We start from the raw sequence: 15,965 nt of genomic DNA, 5'->3' as shown, positions 1-15,965 counted from the left end.
CCCGCCGCCGGCACGCGACCTGGCTCGACGACGTCCGGCGCGCCCCGGGCGTCGTGCGCCGGGTGCTGCGCGCGCTGGGCGACGAGCCGCCCCTCGCCGTCGAGCCCGAGCCGCCCGAGGTCTCGCCCGACCTCGTGCCTCTCCTGCGCGAGCTCGGGACGGCGCTCCTCGACTCCGGCCGCTCGGTCACCGACGTCGAGGACGACCTCGAGGCGGTCGCCCGGCGGTCGGGCGCCTCGACCGTCGGCACCCTCGTCCTGCCGACGGGCGTCTTCGTCCGGGTGAGCACCGAGAGCGGCGCGGTCGCGGACTTCTCGGCCGCCGAGGCGAGCGGTCTCAACCTCGACCAGATCGGGGCGCTCATGACGCTCGTGCGCCGCCTGCGCACGTCGGACGTCCCGCTCGCCGACGCGCGGGCGCAGCTGCGCGCGATCGTCGCCCGCCCGCCCCGGTTCGGGGCCGCGCTGACCGTCGTCGGGCACGGGCTGCTCACCGTCGGGTTCGGGCTCGTGCTCAACCCGACGGGCCCGCTCCTGCCCGTCTACCTCGCCCTCGGGCTGCTCGTCGGGGCGCTGCGCTGGCTCGGCACGCGCTGGCCGACGCTCGCGACCGCCCTGCCCGTCGTCGCGGCGTTCGTCGTCACGCTCCTCGCCGTGGACGTGGTGCACCCGTGGCTGGGCGACGACCCGCTGAGCGTGCTCGTCCCGCCGCTCGTGTCGTTCCTGCCCGGGTCGGTGCTCACCGTCGCGGCGATCGAGCTGACGAGCAACCAGATCGTCGCGGGGGCGAGCCGGCTCGTCTACGGCGTCGCGCAGCTCCTGCTCCTCGTGTTCGGCGTCGTCGCCGGCGCCGCCGTCGGGGGCCCGCTCGTCGCGGCACCGCAGGGCGACCACCTCGGGTGGTGGGCGCCGTGGGTCGGGATCCTCGCCGTCGGGCTGGGGCAGATGCTCTTCGCGTCGTCCCCGCGCGGGTCGCTCCCCTGGGTCCTGCTCGTGCTGCTGGGCGCCTACGCGGCCCAGCTCCTGGGGTCGCTCGCCGCGGCGCCCCTCGCCGGGTTCTTCGGGGCGCTCGTCATCGCCCCGCTCGCCGCGCTCGTCGAGCGCTCGCGGCACGGGCCGCCGGCGGCCGTCACGACGCTGCCCGCGTTCTGGCTCCTCGTGCCCGGCGCCCTGAGCCTCCTGGGTCTCTCCGACCTCGTGAACGGGGGGCCGGAGGCCGCGCAGGAGATCGCGAACGCGGTCGTCGCCGTGTTCGGGATCGCGCTCGGGACGCTCGTCGGCTCGGCGGTCACGCGCGACGCAGGACGCGTGACACGTACCCTCTTCACGTCCTGAGCACACGGTCCCCACGCCATTCCCGGGGCTTCCCCTCGTGAGCCCACCCCTCTGGACGTCCGTCTAGTTGAAGATGGAACAGCCGACAGGCCTCCGCGGTCCACCCCGAGACCGTGCCTGTCGGCGTCGTGGTGAGAGGGCGCGCTCGCGTCCCGCCCGACCGCACGCCGTCGTGGTCACCCCGCGCTCCCCTGCGCAGGTGCCCAGGGACCGGAGCGCGCCGCGCTCGATGCCCGCGACCACGACCCGATGATCGGATCGTCCGCTTGACCACTGCACAGCACCTCACGTCCACCCCGACCGGCACCACCGGCGCGTACCCCGCCGTCCGCGGCGAGGCGCGCTAGATGGGCCGCCACACCGCGCGCCGGGCCTCGTTCCCCGCCGCACTCGTCTCCGCTGCCCGCCGTGGCACGCACGGGACCGGCTCTGCCGCGCCCCGGCGGCGCCGCACGCTCGGGACCGGCGCCGCCGTCGCGGCCGTCGCGCTCACCGCGAGCACCGCCGCGGCGGCCTTCGCCGACGGCGCGGCGCCGTCCGCGGCGACCGACGCGACCGAGGCGGCGCCCGCCGGCGCGCCGACCCCCGGCACCGCGGTCGCCCCCGCGTCCCTCGGGACGTCCGCCGCCCCGGCGACGGCCGACCCGGCGACCGTCGACGCCGCGGGCGACGTGCTCGTCCGGGCCCAGTTCCTCACCGGGGAGGGCGCCGCGGCGCTCACGCCCGAGCAGGTCGCCCAGATCGAGGACGCGCGCACGCGGCTCAGCGAGGCCGTGTCCGAGGCGTCCCCGTCCGAGGACGCCACCACGCTCCTCGGCTCCCCCGCGGGGTCCGGGCTCGCGAGCCCGGACGACGGCGCCACGGCGACCGCCGAGGCCACCGAGGAGCCCGCGACCGACGACACGCTCACCGCCGCCGAGACGCTCGGCGCGAGCGTGCCCGCGCTCGACGGCCGCGCCGACGACCGTGCGAGCCGGTCCTCGGCCCGCACGCCGCTCGACGAGCTCGAGGCCGCGGTCCCGACGCTCGGCACCGCGACGCCGGACCTGGCCACGGCGCCCGACGACGCCACGCCCGGGACGGACGCCGCCGCGCCGTCGGCCGGCGCCGACGCGGCGACCGAGTCGCCCGAGGAGGACGCGGCGGCCGCGGACACCGCGACCGACGCTCCCGACCTCACCGCCGGCACGGCAGACGCGACCGCCGACGCCCCGGCCGCCGAGGCCGCCGACGCCGCGGCACCGGCGGACCCGGCGGCTCCCGCCGGCACGGAGGAGATCGCCGCGCTGACGGCGGAGCTCACGACCCTGCTCGACGCCGCCGGCTCGGGCGTGACCGTCCAGGTCGTGCCCGGACCGCCGTCGGCCGAAGAGGTCGCCGCCCAGCTCGACCAGTGGGCCGCGTCCACCGCGGGCTACGGCAACGGGCAGATCCCGGCGAGCGCGCTGTGCGAGCTGTCGTTCGCGCCCGGCGAGCAGCTCCGCTGCGACGCCGCCCACCAGATCGAGGCCCTCAACGAGAAGTACCGCGAGGCGTTCGGCGCGAACCTGTCCGTCACGGACTCGTACCGCTCGTACGCGTCCCAGGTCGCCGTGAAGGCGTCCCGCGGCTACTTCGCGGCGCCGCCCGGCATGTCGAACCACGGCTGGGCGCTCGCGCTCGACCTCGGCGGCGGCATCCAGAGCTACGGCACCGCGCAGTACGAGTGGATGCGCGCCAACGCGCCGGCCTACGGGTGGGAGAACCCCGAGTGGGCCCGCGCCGGCGGCTCGAAGAACGAGCCCTGGCACTGGGAGTACGGCGACATCTCCTGACGAGCCGCTCCCCCACGACGACGGCCCCGGCACCGCGACGACCTCGCGGACCGGGGCCGTCGTCGTCCGTGCCCGGCGACGCGGGGCGCGTCAGGTGAGGGCGTCCGCGAGGAGCAGCATCGTCACGAGGAACCCGGTGACGAGGTTGAGCCACAGGAACGCCCGCCACCCCGCGTTGGCGCGCTCGCAGTCGTCGTCGCGCACGTCGCGGAACCGAAGCACGTTGACGGCGTACGGCAGCGGGAGCAGCGCGGCGAGGACGCCGGGCCACGGGAGCACCGCGAGCACGGCGGCCGCCGCGACGTACGCCGCCGCCGCGGCGAGCACGGTCGCGTGCGCGCCGATCGCCGTCGCGACGGACGCGATGCCGCCCTCGCGGTCCGCGCGCACGTCCTGCACGGCGCCGAACGCGTGCGACGCCATGCCCCAGAGCACGAAGCCGACGAGCACGGGCCAGACGGCGCGCGCGGAGAGGTCCGCGTCGACGAGCACGAGCGCGTACAGCAGCGGCCCGGCGAAGTGCATCGCGGAGGTGAACGAGTCGAGGAACGGGCGCTCCTTGAACCGCAGCCGGGGCGCCGAGTAGGCGACGACGCCGAACACCACGAGCGCGAGGACCGCGCCCGCGAGCGGGTCGCCGAGGAGCAGGAGCGCGACGAGGAACGGCACGTTGGTCGCGACGCACGCGCGCAGGATGCGCCGGTGCGTGACGCGCGCGGTCGCCGGGTCCGCCAGCGCACCCTCGATGCCGCCCTTGCGCGGGTTCCGCAGGTCGCTCGCGTAGTCGAAGACGTCGTTCACGCCGTACATGAGCAGGTTGTACGGCACGAGGAAGTACAGCGTCCCGACGACGAGCGCGAGGTCGACGCGGCCACCGGTCGCCACGAGGTACCCCGCGGCGAAGGGGTACGCGGTGTTGATCCAGGAGAAGGGCCGCGACGCGGCGAGGACGTCCTTCACCGCTCGTCCTCCGTGGCACGCCCGCGCCCGGACCCGCGGCCCGCGGCGCGGTCGCGACCGCGGGCGCCGAGCACCGTCCACAGCACCGGCATCCCGAGCGCGGCGGCGAGCGCGTACGCGAAGTCCTCGAGCGGCGCCCCCCACAGGTAGACGCCGAGGATCTTGTCCGGGTGGTAGACGTACAGGTCGGCGGCGATCATCAGCGTGTCGAACACGAGCGTGAGCACGCACATCACGACAGCCGTCCACACGAGCGGCCCGGGTCGCAGCCGGCGCAGCACGCGCCACGACACCGCGACGAGCACCGCGAGGACGATGACGTTGAGCACGATGTTCGTCACGCGTCGTCCTCCCCGGCGCGGCGGGCCGCGAGCACGCGCTCGGCGCCCCGCCAGACGAGCAGCGCGTTGTAGCACAGGAGCGTCAGGAACACCGCCTCCTCGACGGGGAGGTCGGGCGCGAGCAGCAGCCCGGTCATCCAGGGGCTCTCCCCGCGCGCGAAGATCCCGAGCGCGAGACCCGCGACGTCCCACGCGAGGAACCCGACGACGCCGAGCCCGACCGTGAGCGCGGCCCGCCGCGGGTCGGACCAGAACGCGAGCCGGAACCGGCGGTCGAGCACGGCGAGGCCGCCGAGCGAGACCGCGAGCGCACCGAGGTAGGCGAGGCCCGTCACCGGCGGACCGCCACCGGCCGGTCCGCCGGCCGGAGCCGTTCGGGCCGGCGGCTCGCGGCGAGGAAGCCCTCCCGCAGCGGCTCGGGCAGCGGGCGCGCGGACGTCTCGCCGAGCAGCCGCTTGGCGACGAGCTCGGCGCTGATCAGGCACATCGGCAGTCCCACGCCCGGGATCGTGCCACCTCCGGCGTGGTAGAGCCCGTCGACACGGCGGGACGCGTTGCCCGGGCGCCACAGCGCGGACTGCCGCAGGGTGTGCTCCATGCCGAGCGCGCCGCCGCGCCACGCCGAGAGCTCGGTCGCGAAGTGCGCCGGCCCGAGCACGCGTCGCGTGACGACGCGCCCCGGGAGGTCCTCGACCCCCGCCCAGCGCCCCACCTGGGCGAGGTAGCGGTCGGCCAGCCCTTCGAGCGTGCGCTGCGACGGCTCGTCGCCGCCGAGCGTCGGGTCGGCGGGGAACGGCACGAGGAGGAACAGGTTCTCGTGGCCGGGCGGCGCCGCGGGGGCGGCCGACGTCGGCCCGTCGGTCGCGCTCGTGCGCGACACGTACAGCGAGGCCGGCTCCGGCACGCGCAGGCCGCGGGGGTCGCTGCGCCGGTCCGGGCCGAGCACCGCGTCGAAGTTGGCGGGCCAGTCCTTCGTGAAGAACAGCGAGTGGTGCGCGAGCTCGGGCAGCTCGCCGCGGACGCCCGCGAGCACGAGCAGCGCCGAGATGCCGGGGCCCTTGTCCTCCCACGCCGCGGCGGGGAGGTCCGCCCAGCGCGGATCGAGGAGCGCCGTCTCCGTGTGGTGCCGGTCGGCGGCCGACACGACGACGTCCGCCTCGACGAGCTCGCCCGACGCGAGGCGCACCCCGGCGACCCGGCCGCGGCGACCGCCGCCGGGCACGACCTCGATCCCGGCGACGTCGGCGCCGGTGCGCACCTCGGCGCCCGCGTCGCGCGCGAGCCGCTCGACGGCCTCGATGAGCGTGTACATGCCCCCGCGGGGTACTGGACGCCGTCGACGAGGTCGAGGTGGCTCATGAGCGAGTAGAGCGCGGGCGCGCGGTAGGGGGACGACCCGAGGAACACGGCGTGGTACCCGAGGAGCTGCTGGAGCCGCGGGTCGTCCACGGCGCGCGCGGCCCGGTCGGCGAGCGACTCGCGCAGGAGCCCGGCCAGGCGCGGCAGCCGGCGCAGCACCGCCGGCGAGAGCGCCCGGTCGGGGCGCTCGAACGTCGTGTAGAGGAAGTGGTCGAGCGCGAGCCCGTACGCCTCGCTCGCGTCCTCGGCGTACGCAGCGATCCGGCCGCCGGAGCCCGGCTCGATCGCGTCGAGTCGCGACCGGTTGACCCCGGGGTTGCCGGACAGCTCGAACGTCGACGCCGCGCCGTCCGCGCCCGGCTCGAAGAACACCCGGTACGCCGGGTCGAGGGGGACGAGGTCGAGGTGGTCCTCGACGCGCGCGCCGAGCAGCCCGAAGAAGTGCTCGAACACCTCGGGCATGAAGTACCAGGACGGGCCGGTGTCGAAGCGGAAGCCGTCCACCTCGAGCGTGCCCGCGCGACCGCCCACCTCGTCGTGCCGCTCGAGCAGGGTGACGTGGGCGCCGCCGCGCGCGAGCAGGGCGGCGGTGGCGAGCCCCGCGATCCCCCCTCCGACGACGACGACGCGCGGAGGCCTCACGCGAGCACCTTCCGCGGGCGCGGGGAGCGGGCGGACGCCACCTGGCCGAGGAGCTGGCCGCCGGCGGCGCGCGCCGCGAGCGCGACCTTCATCGTGTCCGGGATGCGCACGCGCGCACGCAGGATGTCCTCCGGCGGCGTCGCGGCGAGCCGCGCGAGGAGCCGCTCGTAGACGGCGACGGTCGCGGCCACGGCGATGCGCGGGCGCACCGGGAGCCCGGGGAGCGCGGCGCGGGCGGCGGCGAGGTCGCCCTCCACCTCGCGGCAGAACGCCTCGACGTCCCGGCGGCGCAGCCGGCCGGGGACGACGCCGGGCAGGTAGGCGCGCCCGAGCTCGTCGTGGTCGGTGCGCAGGTCGCGCAGGAAGTTGATCTTCTGGAACGCCGCGCCGAGCGCGCGGGCGCCCCGGACCAGCACCGGGTCCGGGACGTGCAGCGGCTCTCCCGGGCGGCGCCGCGCGTTGAGGAACACCGCGAGGCACATGAGGCCGACGACCTCCGCCGAGCCGTACACGTACCGCTCGTAGCTCTCGCGGTCGTGCACGCGCACCGTGAGGTCGGTGCGCATCGAGGCGAAGAACGGGTCGACCTCGTCGTGCCCGAAGCCGCAGCGGCGCGCGGCGCGGGCGAACGAGTGGACGACGAGGTTCGTCGACCAGCCCCGGTCGAGCGCCCGCGCCGTCTCCGCCTCGAGCTCGTCGAGGAGGTCTGCCGCGCCGTCGCCGCGGCGCGTGTCCACGACCTCGTCGGCGATCCGCACGAGCCCGTACACCGCGTCGATCCCGTCGCGGGTCGGCGCGTCGAGCAGGCGTGCGCCCAGCCCGAACGAGGTCGAGTACGCCGCCAGCACGACCCGGCTCGTGCGTGCGGCGGTCAGGTCGTACAGCCGTGCCGGGTCGCTCTCGTCGCCCACGTCGTCGTCCCGCCTTCCGTCGCCGGGGCACCTCCCCGGTCAATCCTCAGCATGCTGAGGGATGTAGGGTCGCACGGGACGCCGGATTTCACACCTCGGAGGCGGCCTCGCGCGTCGTGTCGATGCGGCGGGGCCCGGCCTGCCAGGCCTCCCACGCCGACGCGATGATCTCCGGCAGGCCGTTCGTGGCGCGCCAGCCGAAGAGCTCGTTGATGCGGCGGGGGTTCCCGACGAGCTGCGGCGGGTCGCCCGCGCGGCGCGGCAGGACCTCCGGCGTGACGTCGAGCCCGCTGACGCGCCCGATCTCCTCGATCACCTCGCGCACCGAGGAGCCCTCGCCCGTCCCGACGTTGAAGACGTCGAACGGACGCTCGTCCACGTCGAGGTACTCGAGCGCGGCGAGGTGGGCCTGCGCGAGGTCGAGGACGTGGATGTAGTCCCGGATGCACGTGCCGTCCGGCGTCGGGTAGTCGTCCCCGAAGATCTTGGGCCGCTCGCCGCGCTCGAGGCGGTCGAGGACCATGGGCACGAGGTTGAGCACCGCGGGGTCGCCCAGGTCCGGCCAGCCCGCACCGGCGACGTTGAAGTAGCGCAGAGCGACGAACCGCAGACCCCACGCGCGGCCCGCGGCCCGGCCGAGCCACTCCCCGACCAGCTTCGTCTCGCCGTAGGGGTTGATCGGCTCGGCGTGCAGCTTCTCCTCGACCAGGGACACCGACGGCATGCCGTACGTCGCCGCCGACGACGAGAAGACGAGGCGGTCGACGCCGGCCGCCTGCATCGCGGTGACGAGGTTCGTGAAGCCCCCGACGTTCTGCTGGTAGTACCAGGCCGGCTTCTCGACCGACTCCCCCACCTGCTTGCGCGCCGCGAAGTGGACGACCGCGCGCACGTCGTGCTCGGTCATGGCGCGGGTGAGCACGTCCACGGCCTCGGGCGACGCGACGTCGACCTCGACGAGCACCGCGTCGCCGACCCGGTCCGCGCGGCCCGTGCTCAGGTCGTCGACCACGACCACCTTCTCGCCGCGCTCCTGCAGGAGGCGCACCACGTGCGCGCCGATGTACCCGGCTCCGCCGGTCACGAGGATCGTCATGACACCACCCTAGTGCGCGCGCCCCGCCCGGCGGCGGCCCGTCCCCAGGGTGTCCGGGTCGCGCGCCGAGGGAGGAGGCCCGACCGCCCTCAGGCGTGTCCGTGCGCCTCGCGGTCGCGCAGGGCGGCCGTCTCGAGCTGGAAGGTCGAGTGCTCGACGGAGACCGGGAAGTGGTGGGCGACGCACGTGCGCACGCGCTCGACGATCTCCAGCGCGTGCCCGTCGCGGAAGCACGCGTCGTCCACGACGACGTGCGCCGAGATGGTCGGGAGCCCCGTCGCGACGGTGGAGGCGTGCAGGTCGTGGACGTCCTCGACATGGTCGAGCGAGAGGATGTGCCGCCGGACGTCGTCGAGGTCCAGGCCCTCGGGCGTGAACTCCATGAGGACGGCCGTCGCCTCGCGCAGGAGGCGGAACGCGCGCGGCACGATGAGGACGGCGATGAGCAGGCCGGCGATCGCGTCGGCCCGCTGGTAGCCCGTCGTGGCGATCACGACGGCGGCCACGATGACCCCGACGGAGCCCAGCGCGTCGTTGACCACCTCGAGGAACGCGGCCCGCAGGTTGAGGTTCGCGCGCCGCCCGGACGCCAGGACCGCGATGGCGACGAGGTTCCCCACGAGGCCGACGATCCCGAACACGAGCAGCTCGGAGGAGGGCACCTCGGGCGGCTCGAGCAGGCGCCGGACACCCTCGACGGCGGCGTACGCGCCGACGGCGAGGAGCAGCGCCGCCTGCGCGAGGGCCGCGAGCACCTCGACACGACGGAAGCCCCACGTGCGGCGCTTGGTCGCCGGGCGCAGCGCGAGCGACGCCGCGACCAGCGCGACGGCCAGCCCGATCGCGTCGGTGAGCATGTGCGCCGTGTCCGTGAGGAGCGCCAGGCTCCCCGTGAGCACCGCGCCGACGGCCTGGGCCGCGAGGATCGTCGCGGTAATGCCGAACGCGACGGCGAGTCGCCTGCGGTGGTCGGGCGCGTCGAGGCCACCTGCGCCGTGGTCGTGACCCGCTCCCATCGATCCTCCATTCATCGGTGTGGACCGATGATATCGATGAACGCCGATGTTTTCTAGGCGGGGTGCGCCGTGACGCGCGTCACGCGCAGGGGTCAGGGGGCGAGGGCGACGTGCTCCGCGTCGGCGAGGAGGTGCGCCACCTCCGGCCGCACGAGGCGGTACCAGGACGACCGGCCCTCCCGCCGCACGGCGACGACCCCCACCTCGCGCAGCGTGGTGAGGTGCTCCGAGACGGTCGACTGGGCCAGCCCGAGCTCGCGCGTGAGGTCGACGACGCGGCGCTCCGAGCCCGTGAGCAGGTGCACGATCGCGAGGCGGCGCGGCTCGGCGAGCGCGTGGAGCAGGCGCGCGACCGCCTCGTGGTCGTGCGCGCCGTCGTGCCGGGGGTCGCTCGCGGCGCTCGTCGTCACCCGCCGATCCTAGCGATCGGCAGGCCCGGACCGCCCGGGCTCAGCCCCAGCCGAGCTCGTGCAGCCGGTCGTCGTCGATGCCGAAGTGGTGCGCGATCTCGTGGACGACGGTCACCGCCACCTCCTCGACCACCTCCTCGCGCGTCTCGCAGATGGCCAGCGTCGGGTTCCGGAAGATCGTGATGCGGTCGGGCAGCGCGCCCGCCGCCCACATGTGGTCGCGCTCCGTGAGCGGCACCCCCTCGTAGAGTCCGAGCAACTCGGGGTCGTCGTCGGGCGCGTCGTCCTCGACCAGCACCACGACGTTGTCCATCTGCGCCGCCAGGTCCTCGGGGACGAGGTCCAGCCCGTCGCGCACGGCGTCCTCGAACTCGGCTCGCGTCATCTCCACCACCCGCCCATCCTCCCCCGCGCGGGCGGCGCATCCGACGAGGAGCCCCCGGCGGCGCCGCTGTACACTGGCCGACGTTCCTGAGCCCCCATCGTCTAGCGGCCTAGGACCCCGCCCTTTCACGGCGGTAGCACGGGTTCGAATCCCGTTGGGGGTACGCGAGATCGCGTCGGGACCGGTGGTCACCGGCGGATTTACGGATCGGCTCACCGGTACGGTACGATCCTCTCGGTTCGAATGCGGGCCACCACACCACCAGGTCCACTGGTGAAATCGCCGGGTTCCCTGGTGTTAGGGTGTGTCTCGCACAGAACAGCAAGGCCCTGTAGCGCAGTTGGTTAGCGCGCCGCCCTGTCACGGCGGAGGTCGCGGGTTCAAGTCCCGTCAGGGTCGCGTGAGGCGAAGAGCCCGGTCGGCATCGGCCGGCCGGGCTCTTCCCCCATGGCTCTGTAGCTCAGTTGGTAGAGCGTTCGACTGAAAATCGAAAGGTCACCGGATCGACGCCGGTCGGAGCCACCGAGAGACCCCCGCCCGGGATTCCGGACGGGGGTCTTCTGCGTCCCGAGCCGGCGCGACGCCCCTCGCGTGGCCCTCCTCGCCCCCGGGCACCGCGTGCACCCCCGGGGAAGTTGCGCGCCGACCCCGGTGCCGGTTGAGTGGTGGGGGATCACCTGCGGAAAGGCTGAGAGATGAGCGACTGGATCGACGGGCGCATCCCGCCCGAGGAGCAGAAGCCGACGGTCGGACAGCTCGTGGAGCGCTTGTCCGAGCAGGCGACCCGGCTCGTCCGCTCGGAGATCGCCCTCGCGAAGGCCGAGCTGACGACGAAGGCGAAGCACGCCGGCATCGGCATCGGCCTGCTCGTCGTCGGCGGCGTGCTCGTGCTGTACGGCCTGGGCTTCCTGCTGCACTCCGCCATGGAGGGACTCGCGACCGCCATGCCTCTGTGGCTCGCGGCGCTGATCGTCGGCGGCGTCCTCGTGCTGGTCGCCGGTACGCTCGCGTTCGTCGGCGTCAAGCAGCTCCAGCGGGGCGTGCCGCCGACGCCGACCGGTGCGGTCGAGAGCATCAAGGAAGACGTCGCGACCATCAAGGAAGGACTGCGCCCGTGAGCGGAACCGGCGAGACCCCCGACCCCCAGCTCTCCCCGTCCCAGCTCGAGGACGAGATCGCGCGCACCCGCAAGGAGCTCGCGGGGACGATCGACGAGCTCACGACGCGGCTCGACCCGCGCGTCCAGGCCAAGGCCGCCGCGCAGCAGGCGAAGCAGGCGGCGAGCGACACCGGGGCGTTCCTCTCCGGCAACGGGCTGCCCGAGGAGGACCCGGACCGGTCCCGCAACGTCAAGCTGCTGCTCGGCGCCGCCGTGGTCGGCGTCGCGCTGGTGGCCGCGGCGATCCTCCGCCGCCGCTCGTAGCGACCCCGTCGACGAACGCCGTCGACCCCGCGCCGGTGATCTACCGGACGCGGGGTCGGCGGCGTTCCGGCGTGCGGGAGGGTTCGGCGACGCGCGGGGCGTCCGGCACGCGGGGAGGGTTCGGGTACGCGGGGCGTCCGGCGTGCGGGAGCATCGCACGCGCGCAGAGCTGGGTGGCAAGGCCGGTGCCGACAGAGGGCGCGCGTCGAGCCGGCGCCCGTTCGGGTGCGCGCCGCCACGTCGGCGCGCCGCGGGCCGTGGGCGGGGCGCGACCCCGGGGTCAGGACTTGTCGGTGCCGTCCGCGGGCTCGCTCGCGGCGCCGAGCAGGGCCCGGACCTCGGACTCGCGGTAGCGCCGGTGGCCACCGAGGGTGCGGATCGACGACAGCTTGCCCGCCTTCGCCCAGCGGGTGACGGTCTTGGGGTCGACGCGGAAAAGGCTGGCGACCTCGGCGGGCGTGAGCAGAACCTCGGACTCCCCGTGCATGGACATCACGACACCTCCTCCTGGTACGCGCTGGTCCGGCAGATACCCCGGATCACGACGACAGCACGACGCCAGTACCTTCCATTGTCGCAGCATGCGGATTTCGGGCGACTTGACGGACGGGTGAATTAGGCGCTCTATGGTCGGATCGGCCGGATAGGCGCTCCTGCGGCATACGAGAGCGTTGCCGCAGGTGGTCCGCGGGGGCCCTCCGCACCGCCGGACCCGGTCCGGGCGAGGCCGCGCGGTGGAGACTGTGTGACGGTAGGCACGTCCACGGCTCGACCAGGGGCTCTGAGTGGATGGAATAGGCCCTGAGCATGTACCGTTGGACCCTGAACAGACGAAACTACACCCCGGGGCCGCACGTCTGAGTACGTTGCCGCCCCGCTTCTACGTTGAGGGGGTCGGAGCCATGGGCCGCGGCCGTCAGAAGGCAAAGCAGACCAAGGTCGCTCGCGCGCTGAAGTACTACAGCCCCGAGACGAACTACAGTGCGCTCGAGCAGGAGCTCACGGGTCACAGCCGTACGGATGTCGTGACGGACTCGCGCTTCGGCGCCGAGCCTGACGACCTCGAGCGCTACGACCAGCGCTACAACGACTGGTCCGACGACCGCTGACGGTCGTCCGCGACACCCCCTCCGCCGTCTCGCACGGACGCACCTGACCTCGACGGCGCCGCCGCCTGCCCGAAGGCGGTGGCGCCGTCGTCGTGCGTCCGCGACGGATCACCCCACCGCGACGTCCGCGACGGACCATCCCACCGCGATGTCCTCGGCGGATCGACCCACCGCGCCGTCGCGCCCGCGGGAGAGCAGCCCTGGCCGGGCCGACGCCGCGATCCGCGCGCCGACCCGACCGGGCGGTGATCAGGAGCGGTAGTCCCCGACGAGCCGCACCGCGCCCGCCTGGACGCCCTTGGTGCCGGCGACCAGGTCGCCGTCGGCGAGGTCGCGGGCCGCGTCCGGGTCGAAGGCCTCGACCGTGCCGAGCACCCACGCGGGCACGCCGAGCGCGGCGCACCGCGCCAGGGCGGCGTCGACGCCGTCCGCGCCCACGACCGCGACCATCCCGACGCCGAGGTTGAGGGTGTTCTCGAGGTCGCCGCGCGGGACCCCGCCCAGCTCGCGCACGAGGCGGAAGACGGGCGGCACGTCCCAGCTCCCCCGGTCCACGACCCCGACGAGCCCGGCCGGGAGGACGCGCGCGAGGTTCGCGGCCAGTCCGCCGCCCGTGACGTGCGTGAACGCGTGGACCTGAGCCGCGTCGTCGGCGGCCAGGGCGAGGCAGTCGCTCGCGTAGACGCGCGTCGGGGTGAGCAGCTCCTCGCCGACGGTGCGGCCGAGCTCGTCCACGTGCCGCTCGAGGCCCCAGCCCGCGTGCTTCAGCACGGCGCGCACGAGCGAGTAGCCGTTCGAGTGGAGACCCGACGACGCCATGGCGACGAGCACGTCGCCCTCGCGCACGCGCTCCGGGCCGAGCAGCGCGTCCGCCTCGACGACGCCCGTGGCCGCGCCCGCGACGTCGTACTCGTCCTCGCCGAGCAGGCCCGGGTGCTCGGCCGTCTCGCCGCCGACGAGCGCGGTGCCGGCGACCTCGCAGGCGGCGGCGATGCCCCGCACGATGCCCGCGATGCGCTCGGGCACGACCTTGCCGCACGCGATGTAGTCGGTCATGAACAGCGGCTTGGCGCCCACCACCACGATGTCGTCGACGACCATGCCGACGAGGTCGAAGCCGATCGTGTCGTGCACGTCGAGCGCCTGGGCGATCGCGACCTTGGTGCCGACGCCGTCGGTCGACGTCGCGAGCAGCGGACGGCGGTACGTCGCGACCTCGGAGAAGTCGTACAGGCCGGCGAATCCGCCGACGCCACCGAGGACCTGCGGCCCGTGGGTACGGCGCACGGCGTCCTTCATGAGCTCGACGGCCTTGTCACCGGCCTCGGTGTCGACCCCCGCGGCGGCGTAGGTGAGGCCCGTGCGGGGCGAGTCGGCAGTCATGGTGTCGGCTCCAAAGGTGTCTCGCGGCGCGCGCGCCGGTGGTGCGGAGAGTGCGGGTCAGGGGTGCTGGAGGGCGCCGGCGCCGCCGGCGGTCACCGAGAGGCTGCGCAGCCCGTCCTCGGGCGCCCCGAGCGGGAGCTCGGCCTGCTCGAGGAGGTGCTTTCCGAGCTGGTCGTCCGGCGGCAGCTCGATGGGGTACTTGCCCGTGAAGCACGCCGTGCAGAGCTGGGACGACGGCTGCTCGGTCGCCGAGATCATGCCCTCGGTCGAGATGTAGCCGAGGCTGTCGGCACCGAGCGACTGGCCGATCTCGTGCGGTGACAGGCCGTTCGCGATGAGCTCGGCGCGCGACGCGAAGTCGATGCCGTAGAAGCACGGCCACTTCACGGGCGGCGAGCTGATGCGCACGTGCACCTCCGCCGCGCCGGCCTCACGCAGCATCCGCACGAGCGCGCGCTGCGTGTTGCCGCGCACGATCGAGTCGTCGACGACGACGAGCCGCTTGCCGCGGATCACGTCGCGCAGCGGGTTGAGCTTGAGCCGGATGCCGAGCTGGCGCAGCGTGTCCGACGGCTGGATGAACGTGCGGCCCACGTAGGCGTTCTTCGTGAGCCCCTGGCCGAACGGGATGCCCGACTCGGCGGCGTAGCCCACCGCGGCGGGGGTGCCGGACTCGGGGACCGGGATGACGAGGTCCGCCTCGACGGGGTGCTCGCGGGCGAGCTGGCGGCCCATCTCGACGCGCGCCGCGTGCACCGAGCGGCCGTTGATGCTCGTGTCCGGGCGGGCCAGGTAGACGTACTCGAAGACGCAGCCCGCGCGCTCGATGGGCGCGAAGCGCTGCGAGCGCAGGCCCTCCGCGTCGATCGCGATGAGCTCGCCGGGCTCGACCTCGCGCACGAAGGACGCGCCCACGATGTCCAGAGCCGGCGTCTCGCTCGCGACGACCCAGCCGCGCTCGAGGCGGCCGAGCACGAGCGGGCGCACGCCCTGCGGGTCGCGCGCGGCGTACAGCGTGCGCTCGTCCATGAAGACGAGCGAGAACGCGCCGCGCAGGCGCGGGAGCACCTCGAGCGCCGTCGCCTCCAGCGTGTGGTCGGCGTCGCCCGCGAGGAGCGCGGTGACGAGCGCGGTGTCCGTCGTGTTGCCGCGCGCGAGCTCGCCGCGGCGCTGGCTCCCGTAACGCTCGGCGACGAGGTTGACGAGCTCGGCGGAGTTCGTGAGGTTGCCGTTGTGCCCGAGTGCCACGGTCCCGGACGCGGTGGCGCCGAGCGTCGGCTGCGCGTTCTCCCACGTCACGCCGCCCGTGGTCGAGTACCGGCAGTGCCCGACGGCGATGTGCCCCGTCAGGGCGTTGAGGGCCGTCTCGTCGAAGACCTGGGAGACGAGGCCCATGTCCTTGTAGACGAGGATCTGCTCGCCGTTGCTCGTCGCGATGCCCGCCGACTCCTGGCCGCGGTGCTGCAGCGCGTAGAGCCCGAAGTAGGCGAGCTTGGCGACCTCCTCGCCGGGCGCCCAGACACCGAAGACGCCGCAGGCGTCCTGGGGGCCTTTCTCGCCGGGCATGAGGTCGTGGTTGAGAAGTCCATCTCCGCGGGGGGCCACGTACCTCAGTGTCCCACAGCGTGCGGGCGAGGGCGGAAGCGGACGACCAGGCGGACGGCCCCCGGCCGTCGTTCACGGTGGCGTTACGTCGTCCCACCTGTCGGTCGGGGGTTTCGCTGCGTGGGAACGCCGCGCTTGAATCTCGACTTACCCGACCGCGCGGGTCCAGTATGGCCA

At 74.5% G+C, this 15,965-nt stretch carries 16 protein-coding genes, 3 tRNA genes and 1 pseudogene; 8 read left to right on the top strand and 12 right to left on the bottom strand.

Features of this window, described 5'->3' with window-relative positions; translation table 11 throughout:
- Positions 1 to 62: 62 nt before the first annotated feature.
- Positions 63 to 1,334 (top strand): threonine/serine ThrE exporter family protein, encoded by a 1,272-nt coding sequence (locus BJP59_RS00955; protein WP_186325201.1) that lies wholly within the window; start codon positions 63 to 65, stop codon positions 1,332 to 1,334.
- A gap of 347 nt (positions 1,335 to 1,681) precedes the next feature.
- Positions 1,682 to 3,148, top strand: coding sequence for a M15 family metallopeptidase (locus BJP59_RS00950; RefSeq protein WP_194521921.1), 1,467 nt, complete (start codon positions 1,682 to 1,684; stop codon positions 3,146 to 3,148).
- Positions 3,149 to 3,238: 90 nt separating this feature from the next.
- Here BJP59_RS00950 and BJP59_RS00945 read toward each other — a convergent pair whose 3' ends face one another.
- From BJP59_RS00945 to BJP59_RS00905, 9 genes and pseudogenes are all read right to left on the bottom strand, one after another.
- Positions 3,239 to 4,108: a prenyltransferase gene (locus BJP59_RS00945; protein WP_194521920.1), complete on the bottom strand. Its 870-nt coding sequence runs from the start codon at positions 4,106 to 4,108 to the stop codon at positions 3,239 to 3,241.
- The gene (locus tag BJP59_RS00940) at positions 4,105 to 4,449 is read right to left on the bottom strand and encodes a lycopene cyclase domain-containing protein (protein ID WP_194521919.1); all 345 of its coding nucleotides are present in this window, start codon (positions 4,447 to 4,449) and stop codon (positions 4,105 to 4,107) included. Before BJP59_RS00940 ends, BJP59_RS00945 begins: the two co-directional genes overlap by 4 nt.
- Complete coding sequence (locus BJP59_RS00935) at positions 4,446 to 4,784, bottom strand: lycopene cyclase domain-containing protein (RefSeq protein ID WP_031317163.1); 339 nt, start codon at positions 4,782 to 4,784, stop codon at positions 4,446 to 4,448. Before BJP59_RS00935 ends, BJP59_RS00940 begins: the two co-directional genes overlap by 4 nt.
- Positions 4,781 to 6,450 (bottom strand): annotated as a pseudogene (gene crtI / locus BJP59_RS00930) (phytoene desaturase family protein). The gene BJP59_RS00935 and the pseudogene crtI overlap by 4 nt, the downstream one beginning before the upstream one ends.
- On the bottom strand, positions 6,447 to 7,361 hold the full coding sequence (locus tag BJP59_RS00925; protein WP_114552786.1) for a phytoene/squalene synthase family protein: 915 nt from the start codon (positions 7,359 to 7,361) through the stop codon (positions 6,447 to 6,449). The pseudogene crtI and the gene BJP59_RS00925 overlap by 4 nt, the downstream one beginning before the upstream one ends.
- Before the next feature lie 88 nt (positions 7,362 to 7,449).
- Positions 7,450 to 8,457 carry a UDP-glucose 4-epimerase GalE gene (gene galE, locus BJP59_RS00920; protein ID WP_021481593.1) on the bottom strand — a complete coding sequence of 336 codons (1,008 nt, stop codon included), beginning with the start codon at positions 8,455 to 8,457 and terminating at the stop codon, positions 7,450 to 7,452.
- Positions 8,458 to 8,546: 89 nt separating this feature from the next.
- Entirely contained in the window at positions 8,547 to 9,473 is a 927-nt protein-coding gene (locus BJP59_RS00915) for a cation diffusion facilitator family transporter (RefSeq protein WP_194521918.1), read from the bottom strand.
- A gap of 92 nt (positions 9,474 to 9,565) precedes the next feature.
- Entirely contained in the window at positions 9,566 to 9,883 is a 318-nt protein-coding gene (locus tag BJP59_RS00910) for an ArsR/SmtB family transcription factor (RefSeq protein WP_021481595.1), read from the bottom strand.
- Between the two features lie 40 nt (positions 9,884 to 9,923).
- The gene (locus BJP59_RS00905; protein WP_194521917.1) at positions 9,924 to 10,268 is read right to left on the bottom strand and encodes a metallopeptidase family protein; all 345 of its coding nucleotides are present in this window, start codon (positions 10,266 to 10,268) and stop codon (positions 9,924 to 9,926) included.
- Between the two features lie 90 nt (positions 10,269 to 10,358).
- Between BJP59_RS00905 and BJP59_RS00900 the strand changes: the two genes are divergently transcribed.
- The 5 genes from BJP59_RS00900 (at position 10,359) to BJP59_RS00880 (ending at position 11,691) form a co-directional block, all read left to right on the top strand.
- Positions 10,359 to 10,431 (top strand) — tRNA-Glu (locus BJP59_RS00900).
- Positions 10,432 to 10,593: 162 nt separating this feature from the next.
- A tRNA-Asp gene (locus BJP59_RS00895) sits at positions 10,594 to 10,667 on the top strand.
- Between the two features lie 50 nt (positions 10,668 to 10,717).
- Positions 10,718 to 10,790 (top strand) — tRNA-Phe (locus BJP59_RS00890).
- A gap of 173 nt (positions 10,791 to 10,963) precedes the next feature.
- A complete protein-coding gene (locus BJP59_RS00885; protein ID WP_021481597.1) occupies positions 10,964 to 11,386 on the top strand; it encodes a phage holin family protein in 423 nt (140 codons plus the stop codon).
- Positions 11,383 to 11,691 carry a DUF3618 domain-containing protein gene (locus BJP59_RS00880; RefSeq protein ID WP_021481598.1) on the top strand — a complete coding sequence of 103 codons (309 nt, stop codon included), beginning with the start codon at positions 11,383 to 11,385 and terminating at the stop codon, positions 11,689 to 11,691. The genes BJP59_RS00885 and BJP59_RS00880 overlap by 4 nt, the downstream gene beginning before the upstream one ends.
- Before the next feature lie 280 nt (positions 11,692 to 11,971).
- Here the strand turns inward: BJP59_RS00880 and BJP59_RS00875 are convergent, their stop codons facing one another.
- The gene (locus tag BJP59_RS00875; protein ID WP_021482113.1) at positions 11,972 to 12,184 is read right to left on the bottom strand and encodes a BldC family transcriptional regulator; all 213 of its coding nucleotides are present in this window, start codon (positions 12,182 to 12,184) and stop codon (positions 11,972 to 11,974) included.
- Positions 12,185 to 12,593: 409 nt separating this feature from the next.
- Here BJP59_RS00875 and BJP59_RS00870 point away from each other — a divergent pair, with 409 nt between their 5' ends.
- Positions 12,594 to 12,800 (top strand): DUF3073 domain-containing protein, encoded by a 207-nt coding sequence (locus BJP59_RS00870; protein ID WP_021482112.1) that lies wholly within the window; start codon positions 12,594 to 12,596, stop codon positions 12,798 to 12,800.
- 249 nt (positions 12,801 to 13,049) lie between these two features.
- Here BJP59_RS00870 and purM read toward each other — a convergent pair whose 3' ends face one another.
- Entirely contained in the window at positions 13,050 to 14,183 is a 1,134-nt protein-coding gene (purM, locus tag BJP59_RS00865; RefSeq protein ID WP_076403534.1) for a phosphoribosylformylglycinamidine cyclo-ligase, read from the bottom strand.
- A gap of 57 nt (positions 14,184 to 14,240) precedes the next feature.
- Positions 14,241 to 15,788: an amidophosphoribosyltransferase gene (gene purF, locus BJP59_RS00860; protein WP_031315107.1), complete on the bottom strand. Its 1,548-nt coding sequence runs from the start codon at positions 15,786 to 15,788 to the stop codon at positions 14,241 to 14,243.
- Positions 15,789 to 15,965: the final 177 nt, after the last annotated feature.

It is taken from the genome of Cellulosimicrobium sp. JZ28 (assembly GCF_015327065.1).
In the GTDB taxonomy this organism is placed as follows: Bacteria; Actinomycetota; Actinomycetes; order Actinomycetales; family Cellulomonadaceae; genus Cellulosimicrobium; species Cellulosimicrobium funkei.
This window is presented reverse-complemented; position numbering and strand designations above follow the sequence as displayed.

Bases quoted from the DNA above. Each gene is read 5' to 3' on its own strand.
- BJP59_RS00870 (WP_021482112.1), top strand. From the start codon at position 12,594: ATGGGCCGCGGCCGTCAGAAGGCAAAGCAGACCAAGGTCGCTCGCGCG.
- purM (WP_076403534.1), bottom strand. From the start codon at position 14,183: ATGACTGCCGACTCGCCCCGCACGGGCCTCACCTACGCCGCCGCGGGG.
- BJP59_RS00875 (WP_021482113.1), bottom strand. From the start codon at position 12,184: ATGTCCATGCACGGGGAGTCCGAGGTTCTGCTCACGCCCGCCGAGGTC.
- BJP59_RS00950 (WP_194521921.1), top strand. From the start codon at position 1,682: ATGGGCCGCCACACCGCGCGCCGGGCCTCGTTCCCCGCCGCACTCGTC.
- BJP59_RS00905 (WP_194521917.1), bottom strand. From the start codon at position 10,268: ATGACGCGAGCCGAGTTCGAGGACGCCGTGCGCGACGGGCTGGACCTC.
- galE (WP_021481593.1), bottom strand. From the start codon at position 8,457: ATGACGATCCTCGTGACCGGCGGAGCCGGGTACATCGGCGCGCACGTG.
- BJP59_RS00885 (WP_021481597.1), top strand. From the start codon at position 10,964: ATGAGCGACTGGATCGACGGGCGCATCCCGCCCGAGGAGCAGAAGCCG.
- BJP59_RS00915 (WP_194521918.1), bottom strand. From the start codon at position 9,473: ATGGGAGCGGGTCACGACCACGGCGCAGGTGGCCTCGACGCGCCCGAC.